Origin of the sequence: Pseudarthrobacter sp. LT1, assembly GCF_035621795.1 — a bacterium.
Lineage (GTDB): Bacteria > Actinomycetota > Actinomycetes > Actinomycetales > Micrococcaceae > Arthrobacter.
This window is the reverse complement of the sequence record NZ_CP141830.1, coordinates 3,852,534-3,873,756: the sequence shown is the minus strand read 5'-3', so window position 1 is coordinate 3,873,756 and position 21,223 is coordinate 3,852,534. Positions and strand designations below refer to the sequence as shown.

General features: G+C 67.1%; 18 protein-coding genes. 10 read left to right on the top strand and 8 right to left on the bottom strand.

The features are described from left to right. Window positions 1–27 precede the first annotated feature (27 nt). Window positions 28–924 (top strand): rhodanese-related sulfurtransferase, encoded by an 897-nt coding sequence (locus VIK36_RS18210; protein WP_255173246.1) that lies wholly within the window; start codon window positions 28–30, stop codon window positions 922–924. A gap of 54 nt (window positions 925–978) precedes the next feature. Here VIK36_RS18210 and VIK36_RS18205 read toward each other — a convergent pair whose 3' ends face one another. Further along, on the bottom strand, window positions 979–1,542 hold the full coding sequence (locus tag VIK36_RS18205) for a hypothetical protein (protein WP_324643087.1): 564 nt from the start codon (window positions 1,540–1,542) through the stop codon (window positions 979–981). A gap of 50 nt (window positions 1,543–1,592) precedes the next feature. Further along, window positions 1,593–2,069, bottom strand: a complete 477-nt coding sequence (locus tag VIK36_RS18200) for a hypothetical protein (protein WP_324643086.1) — start codon at window positions 2,067–2,069, stop codon at window positions 1,593–1,595. Window positions 2,070–2,112: 43 nt separating this feature from the next. Between VIK36_RS18200 and VIK36_RS18195 the strand changes: the two genes are divergently transcribed. The 5 genes from VIK36_RS18195 (at window position 2,113) to proC (ending at window position 9,156) form a co-directional block, all read left to right on the top strand. Next, entirely contained in the window at window positions 2,113–3,762 is a 1,650-nt protein-coding gene (locus VIK36_RS18195) for a DUF7059 domain-containing protein (protein WP_324643085.1), read from the top strand. A 123-nt stretch (window positions 3,763–3,885) separates the two neighbouring features. Further along, complete coding sequence (gene topA, locus VIK36_RS18190) at window positions 3,886–6,612, top strand: type I DNA topoisomerase (RefSeq protein WP_255173243.1); 2,727 nt, start codon at window positions 3,886–3,888, stop codon at window positions 6,610–6,612. 51 nt (window positions 6,613–6,663) lie between these two features. Further along, complete coding sequence (locus tag VIK36_RS18185) at window positions 6,664–7,083, top strand: SseB family protein (protein ID WP_324643084.1); 420 nt, start codon at window positions 6,664–6,666, stop codon at window positions 7,081–7,083. Window positions 7,084–7,090: 7 nt separating this feature from the next. After that, window positions 7,091–8,080 (top strand): Ppx/GppA phosphatase family protein, encoded by a 990-nt coding sequence (locus VIK36_RS18180; protein ID WP_324643083.1) that lies wholly within the window; start codon window positions 7,091–7,093, stop codon window positions 8,078–8,080. Between the two features lie 242 nt (window positions 8,081–8,322). Then, complete coding sequence (gene proC, locus VIK36_RS18175) at window positions 8,323–9,156, top strand: pyrroline-5-carboxylate reductase (RefSeq protein ID WP_324643082.1); 834 nt, start codon at window positions 8,323–8,325, stop codon at window positions 9,154–9,156. Between the two features lie 72 nt (window positions 9,157–9,228). Here proC and VIK36_RS18170 read toward each other — a convergent pair whose 3' ends face one another. Next, window positions 9,229–9,915 (bottom strand): potassium channel family protein, encoded by a 687-nt coding sequence (locus VIK36_RS18170; protein WP_026265713.1) that lies wholly within the window; start codon window positions 9,913–9,915, stop codon window positions 9,229–9,231. Beyond that, a complete protein-coding gene (locus VIK36_RS18165) occupies window positions 9,908–11,341 on the bottom strand; it encodes a TrkH family potassium uptake protein (protein ID WP_324643081.1) in 1,434 nt (477 codons plus the stop codon). Before VIK36_RS18165 ends, VIK36_RS18170 begins: the two co-directional genes overlap by 8 nt. 104 nt (window positions 11,342–11,445) lie before the next feature. Between VIK36_RS18165 and VIK36_RS18160 the strand changes: the two genes are divergently transcribed. Continuing rightward, window positions 11,446–12,657 (top strand): acetoin utilization protein AcuC, encoded by a 1,212-nt coding sequence (locus VIK36_RS18160; RefSeq protein ID WP_324643080.1) that lies wholly within the window; start codon window positions 11,446–11,448, stop codon window positions 12,655–12,657. A gap of 68 nt (window positions 12,658–12,725) precedes the next feature. Next, window positions 12,726–13,388 (top strand): metalloregulator ArsR/SmtB family transcription factor, encoded by a 663-nt coding sequence (locus VIK36_RS18155; RefSeq protein WP_324643079.1) that lies wholly within the window; start codon window positions 12,726–12,728, stop codon window positions 13,386–13,388. Window positions 13,389–13,411: 23 nt separating this feature from the next. On the opposite strand, the gene VIK36_RS18150 is transcribed toward VIK36_RS18155, so the two are convergent. Further along, window positions 13,412–14,749 carry an alpha-hydroxy acid oxidase gene (locus VIK36_RS18150; protein ID WP_324643077.1) on the bottom strand — a complete coding sequence of 446 codons (1,338 nt, stop codon included), beginning with the start codon at window positions 14,747–14,749 and terminating at the stop codon, window positions 13,412–13,414. 66 nt (window positions 14,750–14,815) lie between these two features. On the opposite strand from VIK36_RS18150, the gene VIK36_RS18145 reads away from it, so the two are divergent. Next, window positions 14,816–15,535, top strand: a complete 720-nt coding sequence (locus VIK36_RS18145) for a FadR/GntR family transcriptional regulator (protein ID WP_255173236.1) — start codon at window positions 14,816–14,818, stop codon at window positions 15,533–15,535. On the opposite strand, the gene VIK36_RS18140 is transcribed toward VIK36_RS18145, so the two are convergent. Beyond that, a complete protein-coding gene (locus tag VIK36_RS18140) occupies window positions 15,532–18,030 on the bottom strand; it encodes a beta-glucosidase family protein (protein WP_324643075.1) in 2,499 nt (832 codons plus the stop codon). The two genes, VIK36_RS18145 and VIK36_RS18140, sit on opposite strands and share 4 nt — an antisense overlap. Then, complete coding sequence (locus tag VIK36_RS18135) at window positions 18,031–19,332, bottom strand: MFS transporter (RefSeq protein ID WP_324643074.1); 1,302 nt, start codon at window positions 19,330–19,332, stop codon at window positions 18,031–18,033. It abuts the gene before it with no gap. Between the two features lie 109 nt (window positions 19,333–19,441). On the opposite strand from VIK36_RS18135, the gene VIK36_RS18130 reads away from it, so the two are divergent. Beyond that, the gene (locus VIK36_RS18130; protein ID WP_255173233.1) at window positions 19,442–20,032 is read left to right on the top strand and encodes a TetR/AcrR family transcriptional regulator; all 591 of its coding nucleotides are present in this window, start codon (window positions 19,442–19,444) and stop codon (window positions 20,030–20,032) included. 3 nt (window positions 20,033–20,035) lie between these two features. On the opposite strand, the gene VIK36_RS18125 is transcribed toward VIK36_RS18130, so the two are convergent. Beyond that, window positions 20,036–21,070, bottom strand: a complete 1,035-nt coding sequence (locus VIK36_RS18125) for a LacI family DNA-binding transcriptional regulator (protein ID WP_324643073.1) — start codon at window positions 21,068–21,070, stop codon at window positions 20,036–20,038. Window positions 21,071–21,223 lie beyond the last annotated feature (153 nt).

Genomic DNA, 21,223 nt, shown 5'->3' with positions numbered 1-21,223 from the left:
CTTAAAGCAGCCGGTACCCTTAAATACGTGGCTTTGAACAAGATTGTGCTCTTTTACGGCTTTACCCCCATTGCTGACCCGGACGCCGTCCGCCTCTGGCAGCGTGCCCTGTGCGAAAAGCTGGGACTGACCGGCCGCATCCTCATTTCCAAGGACGGGATCAATGCCACGGTGGGCGGGGAAATCGGCGCCGTCAAACAGTACGTTAAGACCACCCGCGAGTACTCCGGGTTCCGGGGAATTGACGTCAAGTGGTCCGACGGCGGCGCGGAGGACTTCCCGCGGCTCAGCGTGAAGGTCCGGGACGAGATTGTTTCCTTCGGCGCGCCCGGAGAACTCAAGGTTGACGCCGGTGGTGTGGTTGGCGGCGGGAAGCACCTCAAGCCGGAGGAGCTCCATGAGCTCGTGGAGGCCAGGAAGCAGGAGGGCGGGGACGTGGTTTTCTTCGACGGCCGGAACGCCTTCGAAGCGCAGATTGGCCGGTTCAAGGACGCGGTGGTGCCGGATGTCGCCACGACCCATGACTTCATCAAGGAGCTGGAGTCCGGCAAGTACGACTCTTTGAAGGACAAGCCGGTGGTGACCTACTGCACCGGAGGCATCCGCTGCGAGGTGCTCTCCAGCCTGATGGTGAACCGTGGCTTCAAGGAGGTGTACCAGCTCGACGGCGGGATCGTCCGGTACGGCGAAGCCTTCAAGGACCAGGGGCTCTGGGAGGGATCGCTGTACGTCTTTGACAAGCGCATGCACCTGGAGTTCAGCGAGGACGCCAAGACCATCGGCCAGTGCGCCCGCTGCTCGGCGCCCACCAGTAAATTCGAGAACTGCTCCAACCCGAGCTGCCGCACCCTCACGTTGTACTGCGCCGATTGCGCCGCCAGTCCGGAGACGCTCCGCTGCCCGGAAGGCTGCGCGGCGGCCTGAGCCCATCGCAAGGCAACCAGGCAGAGGAGAGTGATGCCCGCCCGTCATCCTGGTTTAGAGCCTGTGCACCCGGAACGCGTAGTTCGCCGCGGTCCTGGCCTCCACCCGGACCGTGAGGACGCTGTCCGTTGACATGTAGATGACGTTCTCGCGGTTGATGCCGCACCGGAGGGCCAGGTCCACCAGGGTGAGGGTCTCGGTGCGGACCGTGAAGGTCACCCGGCGCTGGCTGCGGCAGGCGATGGACAAGATATAGGTCCCGGTGTCCAGCACCGGCGACGAAACCAGCCGGTCCTCCCCGGCAGCCAGAAGCCCGGCGTCGGCCTGGACCACGGGGCCGGTGGTGCCCGGAAGGGCCCGGGACACCCAGTCACCCAGCTCAGCCTCGCTCACCGGATCCTGTTGCAGCGGATCGCGGGTAAATGCCGGCGCCGGCGCAACGGTCGCGGTGCCCTGCGCGCTGCCGGCCCTGCCGTCGTCGTACGTATATTCACAGCCAGCCAGTGCACCTGCCGCAAGCACCAGTCCAAGGGCGACGGCGGCTCCCGGCTTCGGTGCCAGGGGCGCCCGTGCTGTCCCTTTGGCAGGGGGCGCGGAGATTCCCCGCACGCTGGGCATAGTCAGACTCTAAGCCCGTGGCGGGCGGCGGGCCAGAGCCGGAAGAGGGCTTATTTCGCCGGCGCCAGCTGGTAGGCGTAGAGCAGCGGTGCGTCCACGCTGGAGCTGCTGATTTCGACCCGCCCGGTGGCGGGCAGCGTGATTTTGGTGGTTTCCTGCCGGCCGTTGCAGGCTGCTCCTGCTTCCGTAATGGCTTTGCCGTCCAGGGAAACGGCGAAGAAGGCCTTGCCGGTCCCTTCGCACACCGCCGTGAGCACATAGCTGCCGGCCGGCACCCTGGCGGCCTCCTGCACAATGCGGTCCCGGTTGAGGATCTTCCCCGAATCCTGGAGCACAACACCCGCCGGCTTCGAGGGCAGGGCGGTGGCCCGCCACTTGGGAACATCCGCGTTCTCCACTGAGTTCACAGGTGAACACCCCGCCACGGCCAGGCAGAGAGCCGCGGCCACTACCGTCCCCGGCAGCGAACGGCGGACCACAGCGGCTGCCGTGCGGGCGCGCGGAAGGAGGGGAAGGCGGGAAGGCATGTGACCACCGTACCCCGCAGCCACACCGGACTAAACTTGAGCGATGCCTGGATCCCCTTATGAGTTCACCGCCGGAAATACCCCCGACGCTCCCCGCAGCGATGTCCCCGCCCTGCTTTCAACCCTCGCCGCGGACCTGCGCGGGCTGGACTACACGCTTGACGGCGTGGCGCGGCTGCTGGGCCCGGCGGCCTCGGCCGCACTGAACCGGGACCAGATCATCCCCGCGCTGCTCGCCGTCGAGCATGCTGTGCGGGCCGACAGCGCCACGGCGCCGCTCGCCGCCGTCGTCCGCTTGTGGCTGCTCGCCGAGCCGCAGGAACGCCAAACCCTCGACGCCGCACTGCCCGGCACCGGCGCCGACGGACTCCTTGAACTGGGGCTGGTGCAGCCCGTTCCCGGCTCCGGGCTCCTTACGGCGAAGGCTGACCTGCGGCCGTACGGCTGGGACAAGAATGAGGATGGCAGCGGCGGCGCGGAGCTGTGGGTGGCCAGCGACCTCGCCGCCCACCAGCAGGCGGGCATGCTGCGGCACGACCACGTCCTGGGCATCGGGCAGGCATCCACCACCCTGGTGCAAACCACCATCCGCCGCCACACCGAGCGCGCGCTGGACCTGGGGACAGGGTGCGGCATCCAGGCCTTCCACCTGCTGCACCACTGCCAGCACGTGACCGCCACCGACATCTCCGAACGTGCGCTGGCCTACGCGCGGTTCAACATCCTGCTCAATGCGGAGGCGCTGTCCGTCGACCCGGACCGCCTCGAAGACCGGGTCAGCCTCCGTCTGGGGTCGCTCCTGGAGCCGGTGGCCGGGGAAGAGTTCGGCCTGGTGGTGTCCAACCCGCCGTTCGTCATCACCCCGCGCAGTCCCGGCGAGGACGCGGCGGACCAGTTCACCTACCGCGACGGCGGCCTCCCGGGCGACGGGATCGTGGCGTCCCTGGTGGCAGGCCTGCCCGGCGTTTTGGCCCCCGGCGGTTGGGCCCAGATGCTGGGCAACTGGGAGGTCGCCGCCGGCAGCAGCTGGGATGAGCGGCCAAAGTCCTGGGTGCGGCAGGGCACGGACGCCTGGTTCATTCAGCGTGAAGAGGTCAGCCCGGAACAATACGCCGAAACCTGGCTTCGTGACGCCTCGGAGTCCCGGGACCGGCAGCACTACCGGGAGGCGTATGCCCAGTACCTCGCCGATTTCGGGTCGCGGGATGTGGCCGGCATCGGCTTCGGCATGGTCTGGCTGCGCCGTCCCGCTGACGGCCGCGCTGCCGCCATCAGCCGCTTCGAGGAAATCACGTACCCCATCGAGCAGCCCATCGGCCCCCACCTGGGTGCCGCCGTCGAACGCGCCGATTGGCTTGCTGGGCATGACCTTGCGGCCACGCACCTGCTCGTGGCGGAGGACGTCACCGAGGAGCGCCACCAGCGCCCGGGCGCCGAACACCCCGGCGTGATCCTGCTCCGGCAGGGTGCCGGGCTGCGCCGTACCAATTTGATGAGCACGGAGCTGGCCGGCTTCGTGTCCGCGTGCGACGGCGACCTCACCGCCGGGCAGATCGCCGGGGCTTTGGAGGCCCTCCTCGGCGGCGGGGAGGGGTTCGACGCCGGGACTTTCCAGGGTGCGCTGCTCGCCGACGTGGCCAACCTGGTCCGTGACGGCTTCCTGGTCCCGGCCGGAAATCCCGCCGTCGAGTAAGCCCCCTCAAGCCCTCAACAGAGCCCCGTCTTTTCCACATGAATGCGCACGATTCCCCAAAATATGGTGAACTAGGCGAACATGGGCTCATCTGCCCCAGCAACCTTTTTCTGTAGGAGCACCGTGCCAAGCAAGGCCAAAACCGGCAAGAAACTCGTGATTGTGGAGTCTCCGGCCAAGAGCAAGACCATCGCCAAGTACCTCGGCGAGGGCTTCATCGTAGAGGCCTCCATTGGTCACATCCGGGACCTGCCGCAGCCGTCCGAACTCCCTGCCGAGCTGAAGAAAACCTCCGTCGGCAAGTTCGCCGTCGACATTGAACACGACTTCAAGCCCTACTACGTGGTGTCTCCGGACAAGAAGAAAAAGGTCACCGAGCTCAAAGCCGCGCTGAAGGACGCCGACGAACTCTATCTCGCAACCGATGGGGACCGCGAGGGCGAGGCCATCGCGTGGCACCTGCTGGAAGTACTCAAGCCCAAGGTCCCGGTGTACCGGATGACGTTCGGCGAAATCACCAAGGAAGCCATCCAGCGCGCCATGGGCAACCTGCGCGACGTGGACCAGGACCTGGTGGACGCCCAGGAAACCCGCCGCGTCCTGGACCGCCTCTACGGCTACGAAATCTCACCCGTGCTGTGGCGCAAGGTAGCCCGCGGCCTGTCCGCCGGACGCGTGCAGTCCGTGGTCACCCGCATGGTGGTGGACCGCGAACGCGAACGCATGGCCTTCAAGGCTGCCTCATACTGGGACCTGACCGGCCAGTTCGGCGCCGAATCGGGCTCGTTCAAGGCCAAGCTGGCCGCCGTTGACGGTGCCAAGGTAGCCACGGGCCGCGACTTCAACGACAACGGCGAGCTCACGTCCCGGAACGTTGCCCACCTCAACGAGGAACTGGCAACGTCCCTGGCGGCCGGCCTGCAGAACGCTGACTTCCGCGTCCGCTCGGTGGACACCAAGCCGTACACCCGCCGTCCCGCCGCGCCGTTCACCACCTCCACGCTGCAGCAGGAGGCCGGCCGCAAGCTGCGCTTCTCCTCCAAGAGCACCATGCAGATCGCCCAGCGGCTGTACGAAAACGGCTACATCACCTATATGCGTACGGACTCCTCCGCGTTGAGCGATGAGGCCATCACGGCAGCCCGCCGCCAGGCCTCCGAACTGTACGGCCCCGAATACATTCCGCAGTCGCCGCGCGTCTACTCCAACAAGGCCGCCAACGCCCAGGAAGCACACGAGGCCATCCGCCCCGCCGGTGACTCCTTCCGCACGCCTGCCCAGGTCGCCAAGCAGCTCTCCGGGGACGAGTTCCGCCTGTACGAGCTCATCTGGAAGCGCACGGTCGCCTCCCAGATGGGCGACGCCAAGGGGTCAACGGCCACTATCCGCCTGGGTGCGGAGTCCAGTGACGGGCGCGACGCCGAGTTCTCCGCCTCCGGCACCGTGATCACCTTCCCCGGCTTCCTTGCCGCCTACGAGGAAGGCAAGGACGAGACCCGCGGCGACGACGACTCCGACGAAGCACGCCGGCTGCCCAATGTGGCCAAGGATGACTCCCTGACGGCTGCGGACATCCAGGCTGTGGGCCACGAGACCTCCCCGCCGCCGCGCTACACGGAAGCCTCGCTGACCGCGGAGCTGGAGAAGAAGGGCATCGGCCGTCCGTCCACCTACGCCTCCACCATCTCCACCATCCAGGACCGCGGCTACGTCCGGAAGCAGGGCTCGGCCCTCGTGCCCAGCTGGATCGCCTTCTCCGTCATCCGGCTCCTGGAGCAGCATTTCTCCGACTACGTGGACTACGAGTTCACCGCCGACATGGAAGGCGACCTGGACAAGATCGCCAACGGCCAGGAAGCCGGTGCCTCGTGGCTGCGGCACTTCTACTTCGGCGAGGATTCCGATCCGGGCCTGCTGAGCATCGTCAACAACCTGGGCGAGATCGATGCCCGGGAAATCAACTCGATCCCGATCACCGACGAGATCACGCTCCGGGTGGGCAAGTTCGGCCCCTACCTGGAAAGCTCCGCCGCCGTGGTGGACCCGAAGACGGGCGAGATCGTGGAATCGGCGCGCGCCAACGTGCCCGAGGACCTGGCTCCCGATGAGCTGACCGCGGCCAAGGCCATCGAACTGATGGAGACGGCGGCCCCGGAGGAACGCGTGCTCGGCACCGATCCGCACACGGGACACACCGTGGTGGCCAAGAACGGCCGTTACGGCGCCTACGTCACCGAGATCATTCCTGAGATGACCGACGAGGAACTGGCCAACCAGCCGGTGGAGTACTACAAGAACGGCAAGCCCAAGCCGCCGAAGAAGCCCGTCAAGGCAAAGCCGCGCACGGGATCGCTCTTCAAGTCGATGACCGTTGAGTCCGTCACCCTGGACGAGGCACTCCAGCTCATGAGCCTGCCCCGGGCACTGGGGGAGGACGCCGAAGGCAACCTCATCACGGTGCAGAACGGCCGGTTCGGGCCCTACCTGAAGAAGGGGACTGACTCCCGCTCCATCGGTTCCGAAGAAGAAATCTTCACCATCACCCTGGAGCAGGCCCTGGAGATCTACTCGCAGCCCAAGCAGCGCGGCGCCCGTGCCGCGGTGCCCCCGCTGGCGGAGTTCGGACCGGACCCGGTATCCGAGAAGAACATCGTGGTGAAGGAGGGCCGGTTCGGGCCCTACATCACGGACGGCATCACCAACATCACGGTTCCCCGTGCCACCTCGCTGGAGGAACTCACCCGGGAACAGGCCGTGGAGTTGCTGGCGGAGAAGCGCGCCAAGGGCCCGGTCAAGCGGACCGCCACCCGCAAGGCGCCCGCCAAGAAGAAGGCAACGGCCAAGAAGTAGGCGTTGGCCGGCGCGTTTGCGCCGGCCACCGTATCGTGATCGGCTAGGGGAATGACTGAACAGCCCGCGCACACGGATCTCCAGCCGCTCAACGACCTCGAGGAGAAGCTCGCCACCGGCGGGCAGCCTGACGCCGACCCGGTGGACGTCATCCTGTCCTTCCTCAACAGCGAGGTCTACATCATCAGCTCGGACACGGTTGAGGGCATCGACTCCCAGGTGGAGCCCCTGGTCCTTGCCAACGCCGACGGCGACCCCGTCCTTGCCGTCTTTTCACACCCCAGCAGGGTGGACCAGCAGTACCTGGAAGCCGCGCCCAACGTGCTGGGCACGCAGGGCGCTGCCATCATCGCCAACATCGGCGATGAGCTGGGCATGGTGATCAACCCCAGTGCAGCCTACGGTTTCGAGATCAATCCCGAGGGCGTTGCCAACATCAGGCGCGACTTCAAGCGCGCCGACGAGCAATAATGTCCCCATGCGTCTAGGCGTCCTCGACATTGGTTCCAATACTGTCCATCTGCTCCTGGTGGATGCCCACCCGGGCGCGCAGCCGGTCCCGTTCGCGTCCCATAAGCGGCCGCTGTCCCTGGTGCAGTACCTTGAACCGGATGGCAGCATCAGCGACGAGGGCCAGCACGAGCTGACCGAGTTTGTTCTGGAAGCCTGGGAGTTCGCGGCGCGACACAAGGCCGAGGACCTGCTGGCGTTCTGTACCTCGGCCATCCGCGAGGCCACCAACGGCCCAGCCGTCCTGGCCCGGGTCAAGCACGAAACCACAGTGACCCTCCAGGAACTCACCGGCAGCGAAGAGGCGTCCATGACCTTCTTCGCTGTACGGCGCTGGCATGGATGGGGAGCGGGTCCCATCCTGAACCTGGACATCGGCGGTGGCTCCTTTGAAATGGCCTTCGGCCAGGATGAACTTCCGGAAGTAGCCACCTCGGTGCCCCTGGGCGCCAGCCGGCTCACCAGGGACTGGCTCGCCGAGGATCCGCCGTCAGCCAAAAGCGTCAAGGAACTGCGGCGGTACATCAGGGCCACGCTCAAACCTGCCGTCCGCTATTTCGACGGCCTGGGCCGGGCAAACGTGGTGGCCGGAACCTCCAAGACCTTCCGCTCCCTGGCCCGCATCGCCGGTGCTGCCCCCAGCGCGGAAGGGCCGTACGTCAAGAGGGAGCTGCACGCCTCGGACCTGGGCATTTGGACCCAGCGGATCTCGGCCATGAGTTCGGAGGACAGGCTGCACCTTCCCGGTGTCTCCGAGGCGCGCGCCCATCAGCTCCTTGCCGGCGCTTTGGTGGCCGAGGCAGCCCTGGAGATGTTCAAGTTCAAGAAGCTTCGCATATGCCCCTGGGCGCTCCGTGAAGGTCTCATCCTTCGGCGCCTGGACCAGCTGGTCTTTGCCGGGCCCCTGGAACCAGCGCCCCATGTTGCGGCCTCCAGGCCGGTGGACGCAGCGGTCTAGCAACAGGCGCCTTGCCTGCTTCGCAGCGGGTTCTTTAAATGCGGAAGCACCGGGGCCGGCAACAGGAAAATGGGGGAAAACCTGCTGCCGTGCCACCGGTGCCCTTGGCAGGCATCCCCATGCCTGCCGCATCACTCGCACCCTCAATGAGGTAATAACCACGTTAGGACCCGAAGTTGTGTGCTGCCTGCGCTGAAGATGGGAGTTGCCTGTGAATGCCTCCCAACTGCAATGATGGAGGCATGAGCAACCGAATCGCATTCCTTGGCTGTGGATCCATGAACGAAGCCATTCTTGGCGGCCTGCTGGAGGCCGGGAAGGACCCGGGGGATGTGGTGGCCACCGTCCGCCGCGCTGGGCGCGCCGCGGAACTGGCCGAGCGGTACCACGGGATCACCGCCATCGCCGGCGAGGAAGAGCCTGACAACAACAGGCAGGCCGCCAAGGGATCCGCCGTGGTCATCCTCGGCGTCAAGCCGGTGGGCATCGCGGACCTGGCAAGGGAAATCAGCCCGGCCCTTTCGCCCGACACCGTGGTGGTCAGTGTGGCTGCGGCCGTATCCATCGCCCAGCTGGAGGCTGCACTCCCCGCGGGGCAGCCGGTAATCCGGACCATGCCCAACACCCCCGCAAAGCTGGGCCGAGGCGTCGTCTCGGTCTCGCCCGGCACGCACTGCACCCCGAAGCAGCTCCAGATGGTCAAAGACATGCTGCAGGGCGCAGGAACTGTGGTTGAGGTCCCCGAGGAGAAGGTGGATGCGCTCTCGGCCATCAGCGGCTCCGGCCCCGCCTACGCGTTCTACCTTGCCGAGGCCATGGCATCGGCAGGGGAAGAGCTGGGCCTGGACCGGGAGCTGTCCCTGCTGCTGGCGCGCGAAACCGTGGCCGGCGCCGGCCTCATGCTGGCCGAGCCCGGGGCAGATCCCGCAGCCCTGCGCAAGGCCGTCACCAGCCCCAACGGCACCACCGAACGCGCCATTGCCACCTTTGACGAACAGGGCATCCCCGCCATCATCGCCGCCGGCGCCCGCGCGGCCGCTGACCGGGCAGCGGAGATCACCAGGCAGCTCGGCTGATCCGCGCCGCATTCTGCCCTCGCAGGGCCGGGCAGGGGCCTGCGAGGCGTCGCCCCGCGGGCGTGGCTCCGGCTACGGCCGGGCCGCGAACCTCTCCAGCAGGTCCACGTGGCCGGAGACTATGAGCATGTCCCGGGATGACACCTTGGTCTCGGGCCGGGCGTAGGTAAAGTCCTCACCCGGGGACTTCACGCCCACGATGGTCACGCCGTACTTGGAGCGGACCTTTGACTCGTCCAGGGTGAAGCCCACGGTTTCGCGCGGCGGGTACATCTTCACGATGGCAAAGTCGTCGTCGAACTCGATGAAGTCCAGCATGCGCCCGGAGACCAGGTGTGCGGCGCGGACACCGGCGTCGGCCTCGGGGTAGATGACGTGGTTCGCACCGATACGGGTCAGGATCTTGCCGTGCGACGGGGTGATGGCCTTGACCCAGAGGTGCTCGATGCCCAGGTCCACCAGGTTCACGGTGATCAGTACCGAGGACTCAATGGAGGTGCCCACGCCCACGACGGCGGAGCTGAACTCCTGGGCACCCAGCTGGCGGAGTGCGTCAATATTGGTGGCGTCGGCCTCCACGACGTGGGTCAGGAGGGGCGCCCATTTCTGCACCAGGTTCCGGTCCCGTTCAATGGCGAGTACTTCCCGGCCCTGCTTGACCAGCTGCTCGGCGGTGGATGATCCGAAGCGGCCCAGCCCGATCACCAGTACCGGAGCATTGTGGGCGGGGCGCCGGGGGGCATCTGTGGAACTAGCCAATGATCGGCCTCTCTTCGGGGTAGTGGTACAGCTGGCTGCGCTGGCGCAGGGCCAGTGCAGCGGCGAGGGTCACGGTGCCCACACGGCCGGCGAACATGAGGGCTGTCAGTACGTAGACGCCCTCGGGTGGCACCTCCGCGCTGAGGCCGGTGCTCAGGCCCACGGTGGCGAAGGCCGAAATCGTCTCAAACAGTACCCGGTCCAGTGATGCGCCGCTGAACTGCAGGAGCAGGAATGCGGAGACGGAAACAAGCGTGGCGCCGGCAACGATCACGGAGATGGCCACCCGCATGGTGCCCTGCGGGATGGTCCGGCCGTACACCTTCACGTCGGCGTCGCCGCGGGCTTCGGCAACGATGGCCAGGAACATCACGGCGATGGTGGTCACCTTGATGCCGCCCGCCGTCGACGCCGACCCACCACCTGCGAACATCAGCGCGTCAGTCAGCAGCTTGGTGGTGGATTCCATGTGATTCTGGTCCACCAGGTTGAATCCACCTGAACGCGTCATGACCGAGGCAAAAAGGGAATGGGTGATCTTGTCGCCGATGGCCATCGGCCCGATTGTCCGGGCGTTGTCCCACTCCATCAGGGCCCACAGGAACGTGCCCGCGGCGAGCAGGATGAGCGACACCTGGATAGTGAGCTTGGTGTGGAGGTTCCATTTCTTCCAGTTCAGGCCGTTCTGCTGCAGGACCATCACCACCGGGAACCCCAGGCTGCCCAGGAAGACCCCCACCATGAGTGGGATCAGAATCCACAGGTCCGTCTCGTAGGGCACGATGCCGTCCGAGTGCGGCGTGAAGCCAGCGTTGTTGAACGACGAAATGGAATAGAAGACGCCGTGCCAGACAGACTGCCAGAACGGTTCGCCCAGGGTGAGGAACCGCGGGACCAGGGCGAGCGCCAGGATGCCCTCGATGACCACGGAAGTGGTGATGACGATCCGCAGCAGCGTGCCCACTTCGCCCAGGCGGCCGGCGTTGTTCATGGACTCCGCAGCAATGATCTTGCCCCGGACACCCAGCCGCTTGCTCACCATGAGCGCCAGCAGCGACGCCAGCGTCAACGTGCCCAAACCGCCGATGAAGATGCCCACCAGGATCACCAACTGGCCAAAGAAGGACCAGTGGACCGCCGTCGAAACCACCGTGAGTCCCGTGACGCACACCGCGGAGACAGCCGTGAACAGGGCCTGGTGGACGGGGGTGGGTGTTCCGTTAGCCGACGATACGGGCAGGGACAGCAGGAAGGTGAATACCGTGCACACGGCGGCGAACGCGGTCAGCGCCAGCCGTGCGGGGGAGGTGTTGGCGATGTCGTCGATGAAGTCGCGCAGCCGCGTGAAGATCCAGAGGCCCTCCCGCTCCTGCGCCGGGGGGTGCCAGGGGGCCGGAGTCCGGGGCCTCGACTGGCTTTGCGTCATGTGTGGGTTTTCCTCGGTTGAAACGGCTTCCTTCAGTAGTAAACCACTAAAGCCCGCGTCATGGCCGGGCCGGCGGCAGCGTGGGCTCGGGTAGCCTGTGATTGATGACATACCTGCCCGGACTCAGCCAGCCCGCGCCGCCAACGATGGTGGCGTGGAGTCCTGACATGACAGCTTACAACTTTGGGCCGGGCCACCCCATGGCGCCGGAGCGTATGGACCTGACCGCGCGCCTGTCCCGCAGCCTGGGGCTCTTCGACCTGGACCACGTTGACCTGGCGGCCCCGGAGGTCGCGTCGGACGCGGAACTGGAGTCCGTCCACTCTGCTGATTATGTTGCGGCAGTCCGCCGGGTCAGTGCGGACCCTTCCCGGCCGGACGAGTCGCGCGGGCTGGGAACCGAGGATGATCCGGCCTTCGCGGGCATGCACGAGGCCGCGGCGCGCCTGGCCGGCGGCTCGCTGCTGGCGGCCCAGCGCGTGCTGGATGGTTCGGCCGTCCACGCGGTGAACTTCGGCGGCGGCATGCACCACGCCGTCCGGGAACGCGCCAGCGGATTCTGCATCTACAACGACGCCGCCCTTGCCGTGCAGAAACTGCTCGACGGCGGCGTGGGCAAGGTGGCCTATATCGACGTCGACGCGCACCACGGCGACGGCACGCAGAACATCTTCTGGGACGATCCCCGGGTCCTCACGCTCTCGCTGCACGAGACGGGGCTGACTCTCTTTCCCGGCACGGGCTTCGCCAACGAGGTGGGTGGCCCCGCGGCGGAGGGGACGGCCGTGAACGTCGCCCTGCCTGCGGGCACTTCCGACGCCGGCTGGCTGCGCGCCTTCTACGCCGTGGTGCCGCAACTGGTGGGTGCCTTCGAACCCGGGGTGATCGTGAGCCAGCACGGCTGTGACTCGCACCGCAGCGACCCCCTCACGCACCTCAACCTCAGCGTGGACGGACAGCGCGAGGCAGCGAACGCCGTCGGGCACCTTGCCGAAAGGTATTGCGGCGGCCGCTGGATCGCCACCGGCGGCGGAGGCTACAACGTGCTGGATGTGGTGCCACGGGCCTGGAGCCACTTGGTGGCCATCGCCGCGGGACGCCCGGTACCGCTGCGGACACCCGTGCCGGCGGACTGGCGGCAGTACGTAATGGAGAAGTTCGGCAGGGAGGCGCCCGCCCTCATGGGGGACGACGTGGAGCTCTGGTGGCGCTCCTGGGAAGTGGGCTTCGACCCCAATGACGCCGTGGACCGCACCGTCATGGCCACCCGCAAGGCAGTATTCCCGCTGCACGGGCTGGATCCCTGGTTCGACTAGTTAGCCGGAACTTCGCGCCGCCGAAATAGTTGATGCCTTTAGACGTATATGTCGCTAGGGTGGGAGGCATGGTGACAGACGACGTATTTGCCGTCATAGCGGAATCCACCCGGCGGGACATCCTGGTGGCCCTTCGGGCAGGAGACAAAGCCGTGGGGGAACTGGTGGAGGAACTGGCGGCGAGCCAGCCCACCATTTCCAAGCACCTGAAAGTCCTCCGTGAAGCGCAGCTGGTCAGCATGCGGGCGCAGGGCCAGAAGCGCTACTACGCCTTGAACCGGGGCCCGCTGGAAGGCATCGCCAGCTGGCTGGAAACGTTCGACGTCGGCACCGGCGGCAATGCCGCCGCCGCACCTGCCGGCGCGGATCAGTCAGCAGCGGCCCAGTCAGCAGCAGCTCAGTCAGCACCGGCCCAGGCAGCGACCGCCCCGGAGGTCCCCGCCCACCTGCAGGAGGGGGTTGCCGCTGCGGCCGCTTCGCTGCCGCCGGCCCCGAGGACGGTGCAACCGGCGGCGTCGCAGGAACCCCGGGAAGAGGTCCCGGCGCCCCTGCTGGTGCGGGAAGGCGCCGAGCTGAGCCCCGCCGTCGTGATTCCCGGCGGGACGGCCGCCCCGCTGAGCGACGATACCGTTCCGCAGCAGATCGGACGCACCGTTGGCCGGGCCGCCACCAAGGCGGCCGACCTGCTGGCGAGCCTCCCCAACCTGCCCAAGTTCGGACGCAAGAAGTAGGGTTCGGCCGGAAGAGGCAGGACCTATTTGGCCAGCAGCCGCACGTGGTCCGGGGTCAGCTCGGAAACCCTGCTGACTCCCAGCAGGGCCATGGTCCGGGCCATGTCCTTTTCCAGGATCTGCAGGGTCCGGTCCACGCCTGCGCGGCCTCCGGCCATCAGTCCGTAAAGGTAGGCGCGGCCGATCAGCGTGAAGTCGGCGCCCAGGGCCAGCGCCGCCACGATGTCCGCGCCGCTCATGATCCCGGTGTCCAGCATGATGGCGGCCTTGCTGTTGTCAGCGGCGAAGGCCTGCTTGACCTCGGGGAGCAGGTGGAACGGGATAGGGGCCCGGTCCAGCTGGCGGCCGCCGTGGTTGGACAGGACCACGCCGTCTGCGCCGTGGTCCACCACGCGGCGGGCGTCCTCCACGGTCTGGATGCCCTTGACCACCAGCTTGCCCTTCCAGGTTTCCCGCAGCCAATCCAGGTCCCCGAACGTCAGGGTGGGATCGAACATTGAGTTGATCAGATCCGCCACGGTGCCGGTGTAGCGGGAGAGCGAGGCGAACGTCAGCGGCTCATGGGTGAGGAAGTTGAACCACCAGGCCGGCCGGTAGGAGGCATCCAGGACGGTCTTGAGCGTCAGCGCCGGCGGGATGGTCATGCCGTTGCGGACGTCCCGGAGCCGGGCGCCGGCCACGGCGGTGTCAACCGTGACCATGAGGGTGTCGTTGCCTGCCCTGGCGGCGCGTTCGATCAGTTCCAGGGAGCGGTCCCGGTCCGTCCACAGGTACAGCTGGAACCAGTTGCGCCCGTTCGGGGCGGCGGCGGCCACGTCCTCGATGGAGGCGGTGCCCATGGTGGACAGCGTGTAGGGGATGCCGGCGGCTTCCGCGGCCTGGGAGCCGGCGTACTCGCCCTCGGACTGCATCATCCGGGTGAAGCCGGTGGGGGCGATGCCGACCGGCAGCCGCGACGGCTTGCCGAGGATCCCGGTGCTGAGGTCGATGCTGGAAACGTTCCGCAGGATGCCCGGACGGAACTCGATGTCCAGGAAAGCCTGGCGGGCGCGCCGGAGGGTGATTTCCTCTTCGGCGGCGCCGTCCGTGTAGTCGAAGGGCGCCTTCGGGGTGCGGCGTTTGGCGATGTCGCGGAGTTCCCAAATGGTGCTGGCCCGCTTGAGCCGGGCCTCCCTGCTGAACTCCGGTTTCTTGAACTGCATCAGCGGAGCAAGGTCAGAGTATTTGGGAATGCGGCGCTTCAATGCTGCGGGAAGGGCGGCCGACGACGGAGCCTTGGCAGGTGCCGGGGCTGCGGGGACGTCCGTGGCGTCCGGAGCCGGGGTAGCCTCCGGGTTGTTGGGCTGGATGGTGTGGGTCATGGCTCCTCCTATGGTCCAGCCACACTCTAGGTGATGTGGTCCAACCACATCAACTACTATTTTGCTATGCGCACCCACCAGCTGGTTCTGCACTGGATCGAGGATCGTCTGTCAGCCGGCGACCTGGCCGTAGGCGGTAGGCTCCCGGCGGAGCGCGCGCTGGCAGAACAGCTCCAGGTCTCCCGGACCTCCGTGCGCGAGGCCATCCGGATTCTTGAAGCCATGGGCGTGGTGCGGTCCGGCGTTGGCTCCGGCCCGGATGCCGGGACAGTGGTGATTTCGGATCCCACCGCCGCCCTCGGCTCAGCCCTTCGGCTGCACGTGGCCACCCAGCACCTGCCCGTGGCGGACATTGTGGAAACGCGGGTCCTGCTGGAGTCCTGGGCCGCTGCGAGGGCCCGCCGGGACGCGCCGCAGCTTGACGATGCGGCCACGCTCCTGGCGGCGATGGATGCTCCGGAAGGCCTGCCCGTGGGGGAATTCCTGGCCCTCGATGTCCAGTTCCATCTGGCCCTGGCCAACGCCGCAGGCAATGCAGTGGTCAGCGCCATGATGGGCTCGCTCCGCGAATCCATCCAGGGGTACGCCGCGGAACTGACGGGGAACCTGCCGGACTGGAAGGCAACTGCCTCGCGCCTGCATGCCGAGCACCACGCCATCCTGGCTGCGGTCAGGAACGGCGACGGCGGCCGGGCGGCGGAGCTGGTGGCAGGCCATATCAAAGGGTTCTACAAAGAAGCCGGGCTGGGCAGGGATAACCCCGCCCAGCCCGGCGCAGTGGGCTAGCGGACCTCGATTTCCAGTTCCTGGAAGTCGTCCTCCGCGTGACGGCCCACGAGGATCCGGAAGGTGCCGCGCTCAAACTGCCAGCCGCCGTCGTAATGCGCGAAGGAGCGGGCCGGAATCCGGACCTCGACGCTCTCGGTGCCGCCGGGCGCCAGGTGCGTGCCCGCGTAGCCCGCCAGCCAGCGGACGGGCCGTTCCACAGCGGATTCGGTCCGGTCCAGGTACACCTGCACTACTTCACGGCCGGACCGGCTGCCGGTGTTGCGGACCGGAACGTGGACGACGACGTCGGAGCCGGCCGGGACCGACTCCCGTGCATGCGGGGCGCCGAGCTCGAACGTGGTGTAGCCCAGGCCGTAGCCGAAGGGAAGAGCCGGTGCGGCACCCCCGGCAGCCTGTTGCCTGAGCCACGCACGGTAGCCGATGTGAATGCCCTCGGAGTACACCACCTTGCCGTCCACCGGGGTGGTGTCCAGGACCGGGACGTCAGCCAGGGCTGCAGGCCAGGTGGTGGGAAGGCGGCCGCCCGGTTCTTCTGCACCCAGCAGGATGTCGGCGATGGCACGGCCGAATTCCTGGCCGCCAAACCAGCCCAGCAGGACGGCGCCCACCTTGTCCAGCCAGGGCATGAGGACGGGTGAGCCGGAGTTCACCACCACCACGGTGCGCGGGTTCACCGCCGCCACCGCTTCCACCAGCTGGTTCTGCCGGCCCGGAAGGTCCAGGTCCTTGCGGTCAAAGCCCTCGGATTCGATGGCCGCGCTGGTTCCCACCACCACCACCGCCACATCGGCGGTCCGGGCGGCCTCGACTGCGGCGTCGATCTCTGCCTGCGGGTCATCCACCACCGTTTCCTCGCCCAGGAGGATGGCCGTGAAGGGGATGGCCTGGTCCGCGGGGAGGTCGTACACGGCCTCGACGCGGACCGTGTCCCCGGCGGCGGTGGTGATGGGGTGGACGGTCTTGGGCGGGTCGAACAGGGCCGCGCCGAGCACGTCGGTGTCGTCCTCAAGCCCGCCATTGAACACCTCGTCACCATTCAGGGACAGCCGGACCCGGCCCACGGTGCCGATGCCCAGGTGGTGGATGCCGGCCGACGGCGCGGTCCACTCCGTTTCCATCCGGATGGCCGCTGCGCCCTCGGGGATGCCGATGCCAAACCAGATCAGGTGCGACGCCAGCCGGTCCTCCCCCGAGATGACGGACCCGTCGCCGGCCAGGAAGGTCACCCGCAGGCCGGGCACACCGGACACCGGATTATGCAGCGAGGTGCGGGGGAAAGCCTGCAGGCCCTCCGCCACCTTGGCGCCGCGCGCATAACTGACGCGGACACCTTCCGGAAGCGCCGCACGCAGGCCCTCAAGCGGTGAGATGTTCTGCTTGGGCATGACGGTGGCGCTGCCGCCGCCCTGGGTGCGGGCCTCCTCCGCGTTGTGGCCACTGATGGCGACGCTTGCCAGTGCCTGCGGATCCAGCGGCAGCAGGCCGTCCCTGTTGCGCACCAGGACAGCACCACGCACTGCCACTTCGCGGGCGACGGCGGCGGCATTCAAGGGTGCCGGCTGTTCCGTGGCGGCGGGGGAGACTCCGTCAAGCGACCCGACGCGGGCGGCGAGCCGCAGGATGCGGACCACCTTTTCAAGGATGGCGGACCTGCTCACGCGGCCGTCATTCACGGCCGCCAGCAGCTTGGGGCCCCAGTGGCCTGCCGGTCCCGGCATCTCCAGGTCCTGGTTGGCGTTGGCGGCTTCCACCGAGCGGACGCCGGTCCAGTCGGAGACGACGACGCCGTCAAAGCCCCATTCGGTGGACAGCGGCGTCTTCAGGAGCTCGTTTTCGCTGGCCGTGGTGCCATTAATGGAGTTGTAGGAGCTCATCACCAGCCAGGCGCGCGCCTCGGTGATGGCGTCCTCGAAGGCTGCAAGGTAGAGCTCGCGCAGGGGGCGCTCGTCCACCACAGAATTGGACGTGAAACGCTCGGTTTCAGCCTCATTGGCAATGTAGTGCTTGGGTGTTGCCCCTACGCCCATGGACTGGACGCCGGCAACGTACCCGGCCGCCATCGTGGCGGTCAGGCGCGGGTCCTCGCTCATGCATTCAAAGTGCCGGCCGCCCAACGGCGAACGGTGCAGGTTAATGGTGGGGCCCAGGACTGCGTGGACGCCCTTGCGGCGGGCCTCCTGGCCCAGGACCTGGCCATAGCGGCGCGCTGTTTCCACGCTCCAGGTTGCGGACAGTGCGGACGACGACGGCAGGGAAACAGAGTCGTGGCGCTCGTCGAAGTCCTCACCCCGGACGCCGGAGGGGCCGTCGGACATGACAACACGGGACAGGCCGATGGAGGGCAGGGCGTGTGTTGCCCAGACATCAGCGCCGGTCAGCAGCTGGATCTGTTCTTCGAGGGAGAGGCTTTCGGCCAGTTCAAGGATGCGTGCTTCTGCATCCGGCGAATCGGCGGCGGGAGCCGTGACGGCGGGGGAGAGTGTGGGATTCATTTACTTGACTCCTTTGATGCGGGTGACGAGGACGGCGCCGATGATGCCGACGACGGCTCCGCCGATGAAGAGGGCGGGGTAGCCGCCAAGGGTGATGACGGGGAAGGCGATGGCGGGTACCAGGGACTGGGGCAGGGCCTGGGCGATGTTGAAGACGCCGAAGGTCTTGGCGTTCTCGCTTTGGCTCCCGGGCAGGAGGTCCGCGATGAGGGCCACATCGACCGCTCCGAAGCAGCCAAGGCCCAGGCCGGCCAGGGCCTGTCCCACCAGGACCTGGTCCGTGGTGCTGCTGGTGGCGATGACAATCAGGCCGGCCATCATGATGATGGCGGAGGCGATGACCATGGCCTTGCGCTTGCCGATCCGGTCGCTGATCCAACCGCCGGCGAGGCTGGTGACCACGGTGCCCGCGGAACTGACCAGGGTCGCCTGGAAAACGAGCCCTGGAACTGCGGTTTCTGCAACGTGGAGGTGGTCGGCGAAAAAGTACGGCAGGTACAGCAGCCCGGCGCAGTAGCCGACGTACACCAGGAACTTGGTGAACCAGGCCCAACCGAGGCCGGGGTAGGTGCGCGGGTTGAAGTAGAAGGAACCGGCAATTTCCTTCAGGTTGAGCGGGGCGGGCTTCTCCGTCAGCACGCGGTCCTTGAAGGTGAAGGCGAAGGCGAGGGTCACGGCGGTCCCTACCACGCCGGGGACTACCGCCATCTGGAAGGCGTTGTCGAACAGTTGGGCGAAGTACGCGGCGGCGACCAGGCCCACCGGCAGGGTCATCCCGATCAGTCCTGAGAGGCGGCCGCGCTCGGCGGGTGCCGTCTGGTCCGGAAGGGTGGCCACCAGGGCCGCCAGCGCTGCGTTGAAGCTGAGCTGCGCGATGACCCAGGCAACCATGACGCCGGTGACGTTGGTGGCGGACCCCAGCAGGACCAGGGATGCCAGGCCGATCAGGGAGCCGCCCACGATCCATGGCTTGCGCATGCCGAAGCGGGACGTTGTGCGGTCACTCAACCGGCCGAAGAAGGGGTTGGCCAGGAGCGCAATGAGGGCTCCGACGCCGGCCACCAGGCTGAGCGCACCTGCACGCGTTTCCGGCGTGGTGATTTCTGAAACTTTGATGGCCAGCACCACCAGGGCCGGGGCCAGGACGGCCATCCAAAGCCCGGCGCTGGCGATCGGCATGCCGATGACGTAGGCGCGGGGTGTGCGGGTCGGCGCTCCAGCAGGAGCGGTTGTAACGGTGCTGGATGAGGTTCCGCCGGCAGGCAGTCCTGCGGAATCCTCGGTGATGGTCTTGATGGCCACGGTGCCTCCTGACAAAAAGCGACCCTCCGTTGGGCCGTGGGAATGATCGTAGCGATAAAAACCGAGTCTGACTAGATTTTCTGGAAAGTTGGTGAAATACACTGGCCTGATGCCTTCATCAAAGCCGCGCGGCCAGTACGCCAAGGGAGCGGAACGCCGCGAACAGATCATCCAGACGGCCACGGACGTTTTTGCTACTGAAGGTTTTGAAGGAACCGCCCTGAAGCGCGTGGCAGAGCTGGTGGGGGTCAGGGAAGCGACCCTCTTCCACTATTTCCGCGGCAAGCAGGAACTGCTGACGGCGGTCCTGGCCGAGCGGGACCGCCGTAGCCTCGCGGCAATGGATGCCGAGGAGGCGGGGCTGGCGCTGATGGTGCGCTCCGCGGAGCGGAACCGCCGTGAGCCCGGGCTTACCACCCTGTATGCCGTGGCATCAGCCACCGCCAATGACCCCGGGCACGATTCGCATGCCTACTTCAAGGAGCGCTACGCCGAGGTGGTTGACGTGCTGGCGGCAGACATTGAACGCCGCCAGTCTGCCGGGCAGGCGCGCTCGGACCTGCCCGCCGGCGACCTGGCCAAGCTGGTGGTGGCAGTCTCCGACGGCCTGCAGCTGCAGTGGCTCTACGACAAGAATGTGGATGTGGCCGACGGGCTGCGCGAGTTCATCGATGTGCTCCTGAAGCCGCCGCCTGCCTAGGTATCAGCCGTGGACCGTGCTGCGCGGCGCCTTTGCCAGGCCCGTGCTGGCCCGGACTTCCAGGCGCGGCTGGTAGCGGCCGCCGGGGGTGTCGTTCCCTTCCTTGCGGATCAGCGCCCGGAGCTGGTGCCATGCCTGCTCGCCCAGCTCGGTGATGGGGACGGCGCCGGTGGTCAGTGCCGGCGTCGTATATCTGGCAAAGGGGATGTCATCGAAGCCCGTCACCGAAATATCGCCGGGGACGTCCAGGCCCCGCTCATGGAGGCCGCTCATCAGGCCCATGGCCACCAGGTCATTAAACGCCAGGATTCCGGTGGCCCCGCTGGCCAGCACGGCATCCACGGCCCCATGCCCGGTGTCGAAGTCCGATCCGCCCTCCAGCATGGTGACGTCCACTTCGGGATGGGCTGCCTTGAATTTCTCCAGGCCTTTGAGCCGCATCTCATTGGAGGCGCTGCGGGGCGGCCCGGCCAGGAAGGCCAGACGGGTGTGGCCGAGTTCCACCAGGTGTTCGGCGATGTCCTGGACGCCCTGGCCGTAGTCCACCACCAGGCTGGGGACGTCCGGTGCCGTGGTGGTGCGGTTGATCAGCACCAGCGGGTGGAGCGAGGGTGCAATCTCTTCGAGTTCCGCGTCAGTCATGCGCGGGGCGCAGAGGACCAGTCCGTCGCAGCGCCGCCGCGCTTCACCCGCCAGGATGGATTCCTCGCTGGACACTTCGAATGAGTCCGCAATGAGGACCCGGTAGCCGTCCTGCGCCGCGGCCCGGCTCAGGCCGCGGAGGATCGCCTGGAAGGTGGGGTTGGCCAGGTCGGGGACCACGATGCCGATGGTGTCCGTCTTGCCCAGTGCCAGGCTGCGGCCCACCGGGTTGGGCTGGTACTTCAGCTCTGCGGCTGCCGCCCGGACCCTGGCCGCGATGTCCGGGTCCACGGTGAAGTTGCCGTTCATGACACGCGAAACGGTGGCATGGGAAACCCCCGCCTTGACGGCGACATCCGCGATGCCGATCCGGCCGCTTGCCGATTTCCTGGCCATAGGGAACCCTTCATTTGCGCCGTCGGCCGGCGCCCCCGGGAACGCTTGGCGTCCGATGGGCCCGGCCTTCATGGCAGGTGCTTTGAAAGACAGCATATACGGGAGTGGGAAACCGATTTCTATCCTTTTCCCGACCGTTTTCCCGGCGGAGGC

Excerpts from the sequence above, each read along its gene's own strand:
- VIK36_RS18200 (WP_324643086.1), bottom strand. The coding sequence starts at position 2,069 with ATGCCTTCCCGCCTTCCCCTCCTTCCGCGCGCCCGCACGGCAGCCGCT.
- VIK36_RS18160 (WP_324643080.1), top strand. The coding sequence starts at position 11,446 with ATGACATACCTGCCCGGACTCAGCCAGCCCGCGCCGCCAACGATGGTG.
- VIK36_RS18145 (WP_255173236.1), top strand. The coding sequence starts at position 14,816 with ATGCGCACCCACCAGCTGGTTCTGCACTGGATCGAGGATCGTCTGTCA.
- VIK36_RS18140 (WP_324643075.1), bottom strand. The coding sequence starts at position 18,030 with ATGAATCCCACACTCTCCCCCGCCGTCACGGCTCCCGCCGCCGATTCG.
- VIK36_RS18155 (WP_324643079.1), top strand. The coding sequence starts at position 12,726 with ATGGTGACAGACGACGTATTTGCCGTCATAGCGGAATCCACCCGGCGG.
- proC (WP_324643082.1), top strand. The coding sequence starts at position 8,323 with ATGAGCAACCGAATCGCATTCCTTGGCTGTGGATCCATGAACGAAGCC.
- VIK36_RS18165 (WP_324643081.1), bottom strand. The coding sequence starts at position 11,341 with ATGACGCAAAGCCAGTCGAGGCCCCGGACTCCGGCCCCCTGGCACCCC.
- VIK36_RS18130 (WP_255173233.1), top strand. The coding sequence starts at position 19,442 with ATGCCTTCATCAAAGCCGCGCGGCCAGTACGCCAAGGGAGCGGAACGC.
- VIK36_RS18125 (WP_324643073.1), bottom strand. The coding sequence starts at position 21,070 with ATGGCCAGGAAATCGGCAAGCGGCCGGATCGGCATCGCGGATGTCGCC.
- VIK36_RS18150 (WP_324643077.1), bottom strand. The coding sequence starts at position 14,749 with ATGACCCACACCATCCAGCCCAACAACCCGGAGGCTACCCCGGCTCCG.
- VIK36_RS18185 (WP_324643084.1), top strand. The coding sequence starts at position 6,664 with ATGACTGAACAGCCCGCGCACACGGATCTCCAGCCGCTCAACGACCTC.
- VIK36_RS18180 (WP_324643083.1), top strand. The coding sequence starts at position 7,091 with ATGCGTCTAGGCGTCCTCGACATTGGTTCCAATACTGTCCATCTGCTC.
- VIK36_RS18205 (WP_324643087.1), bottom strand. The coding sequence starts at position 1,542 with ATGCCCAGCGTGCGGGGAATCTCCGCGCCCCCTGCCAAAGGGACAGCA.
- VIK36_RS18195 (WP_324643085.1), top strand. The coding sequence starts at position 2,113 with ATGCCTGGATCCCCTTATGAGTTCACCGCCGGAAATACCCCCGACGCT.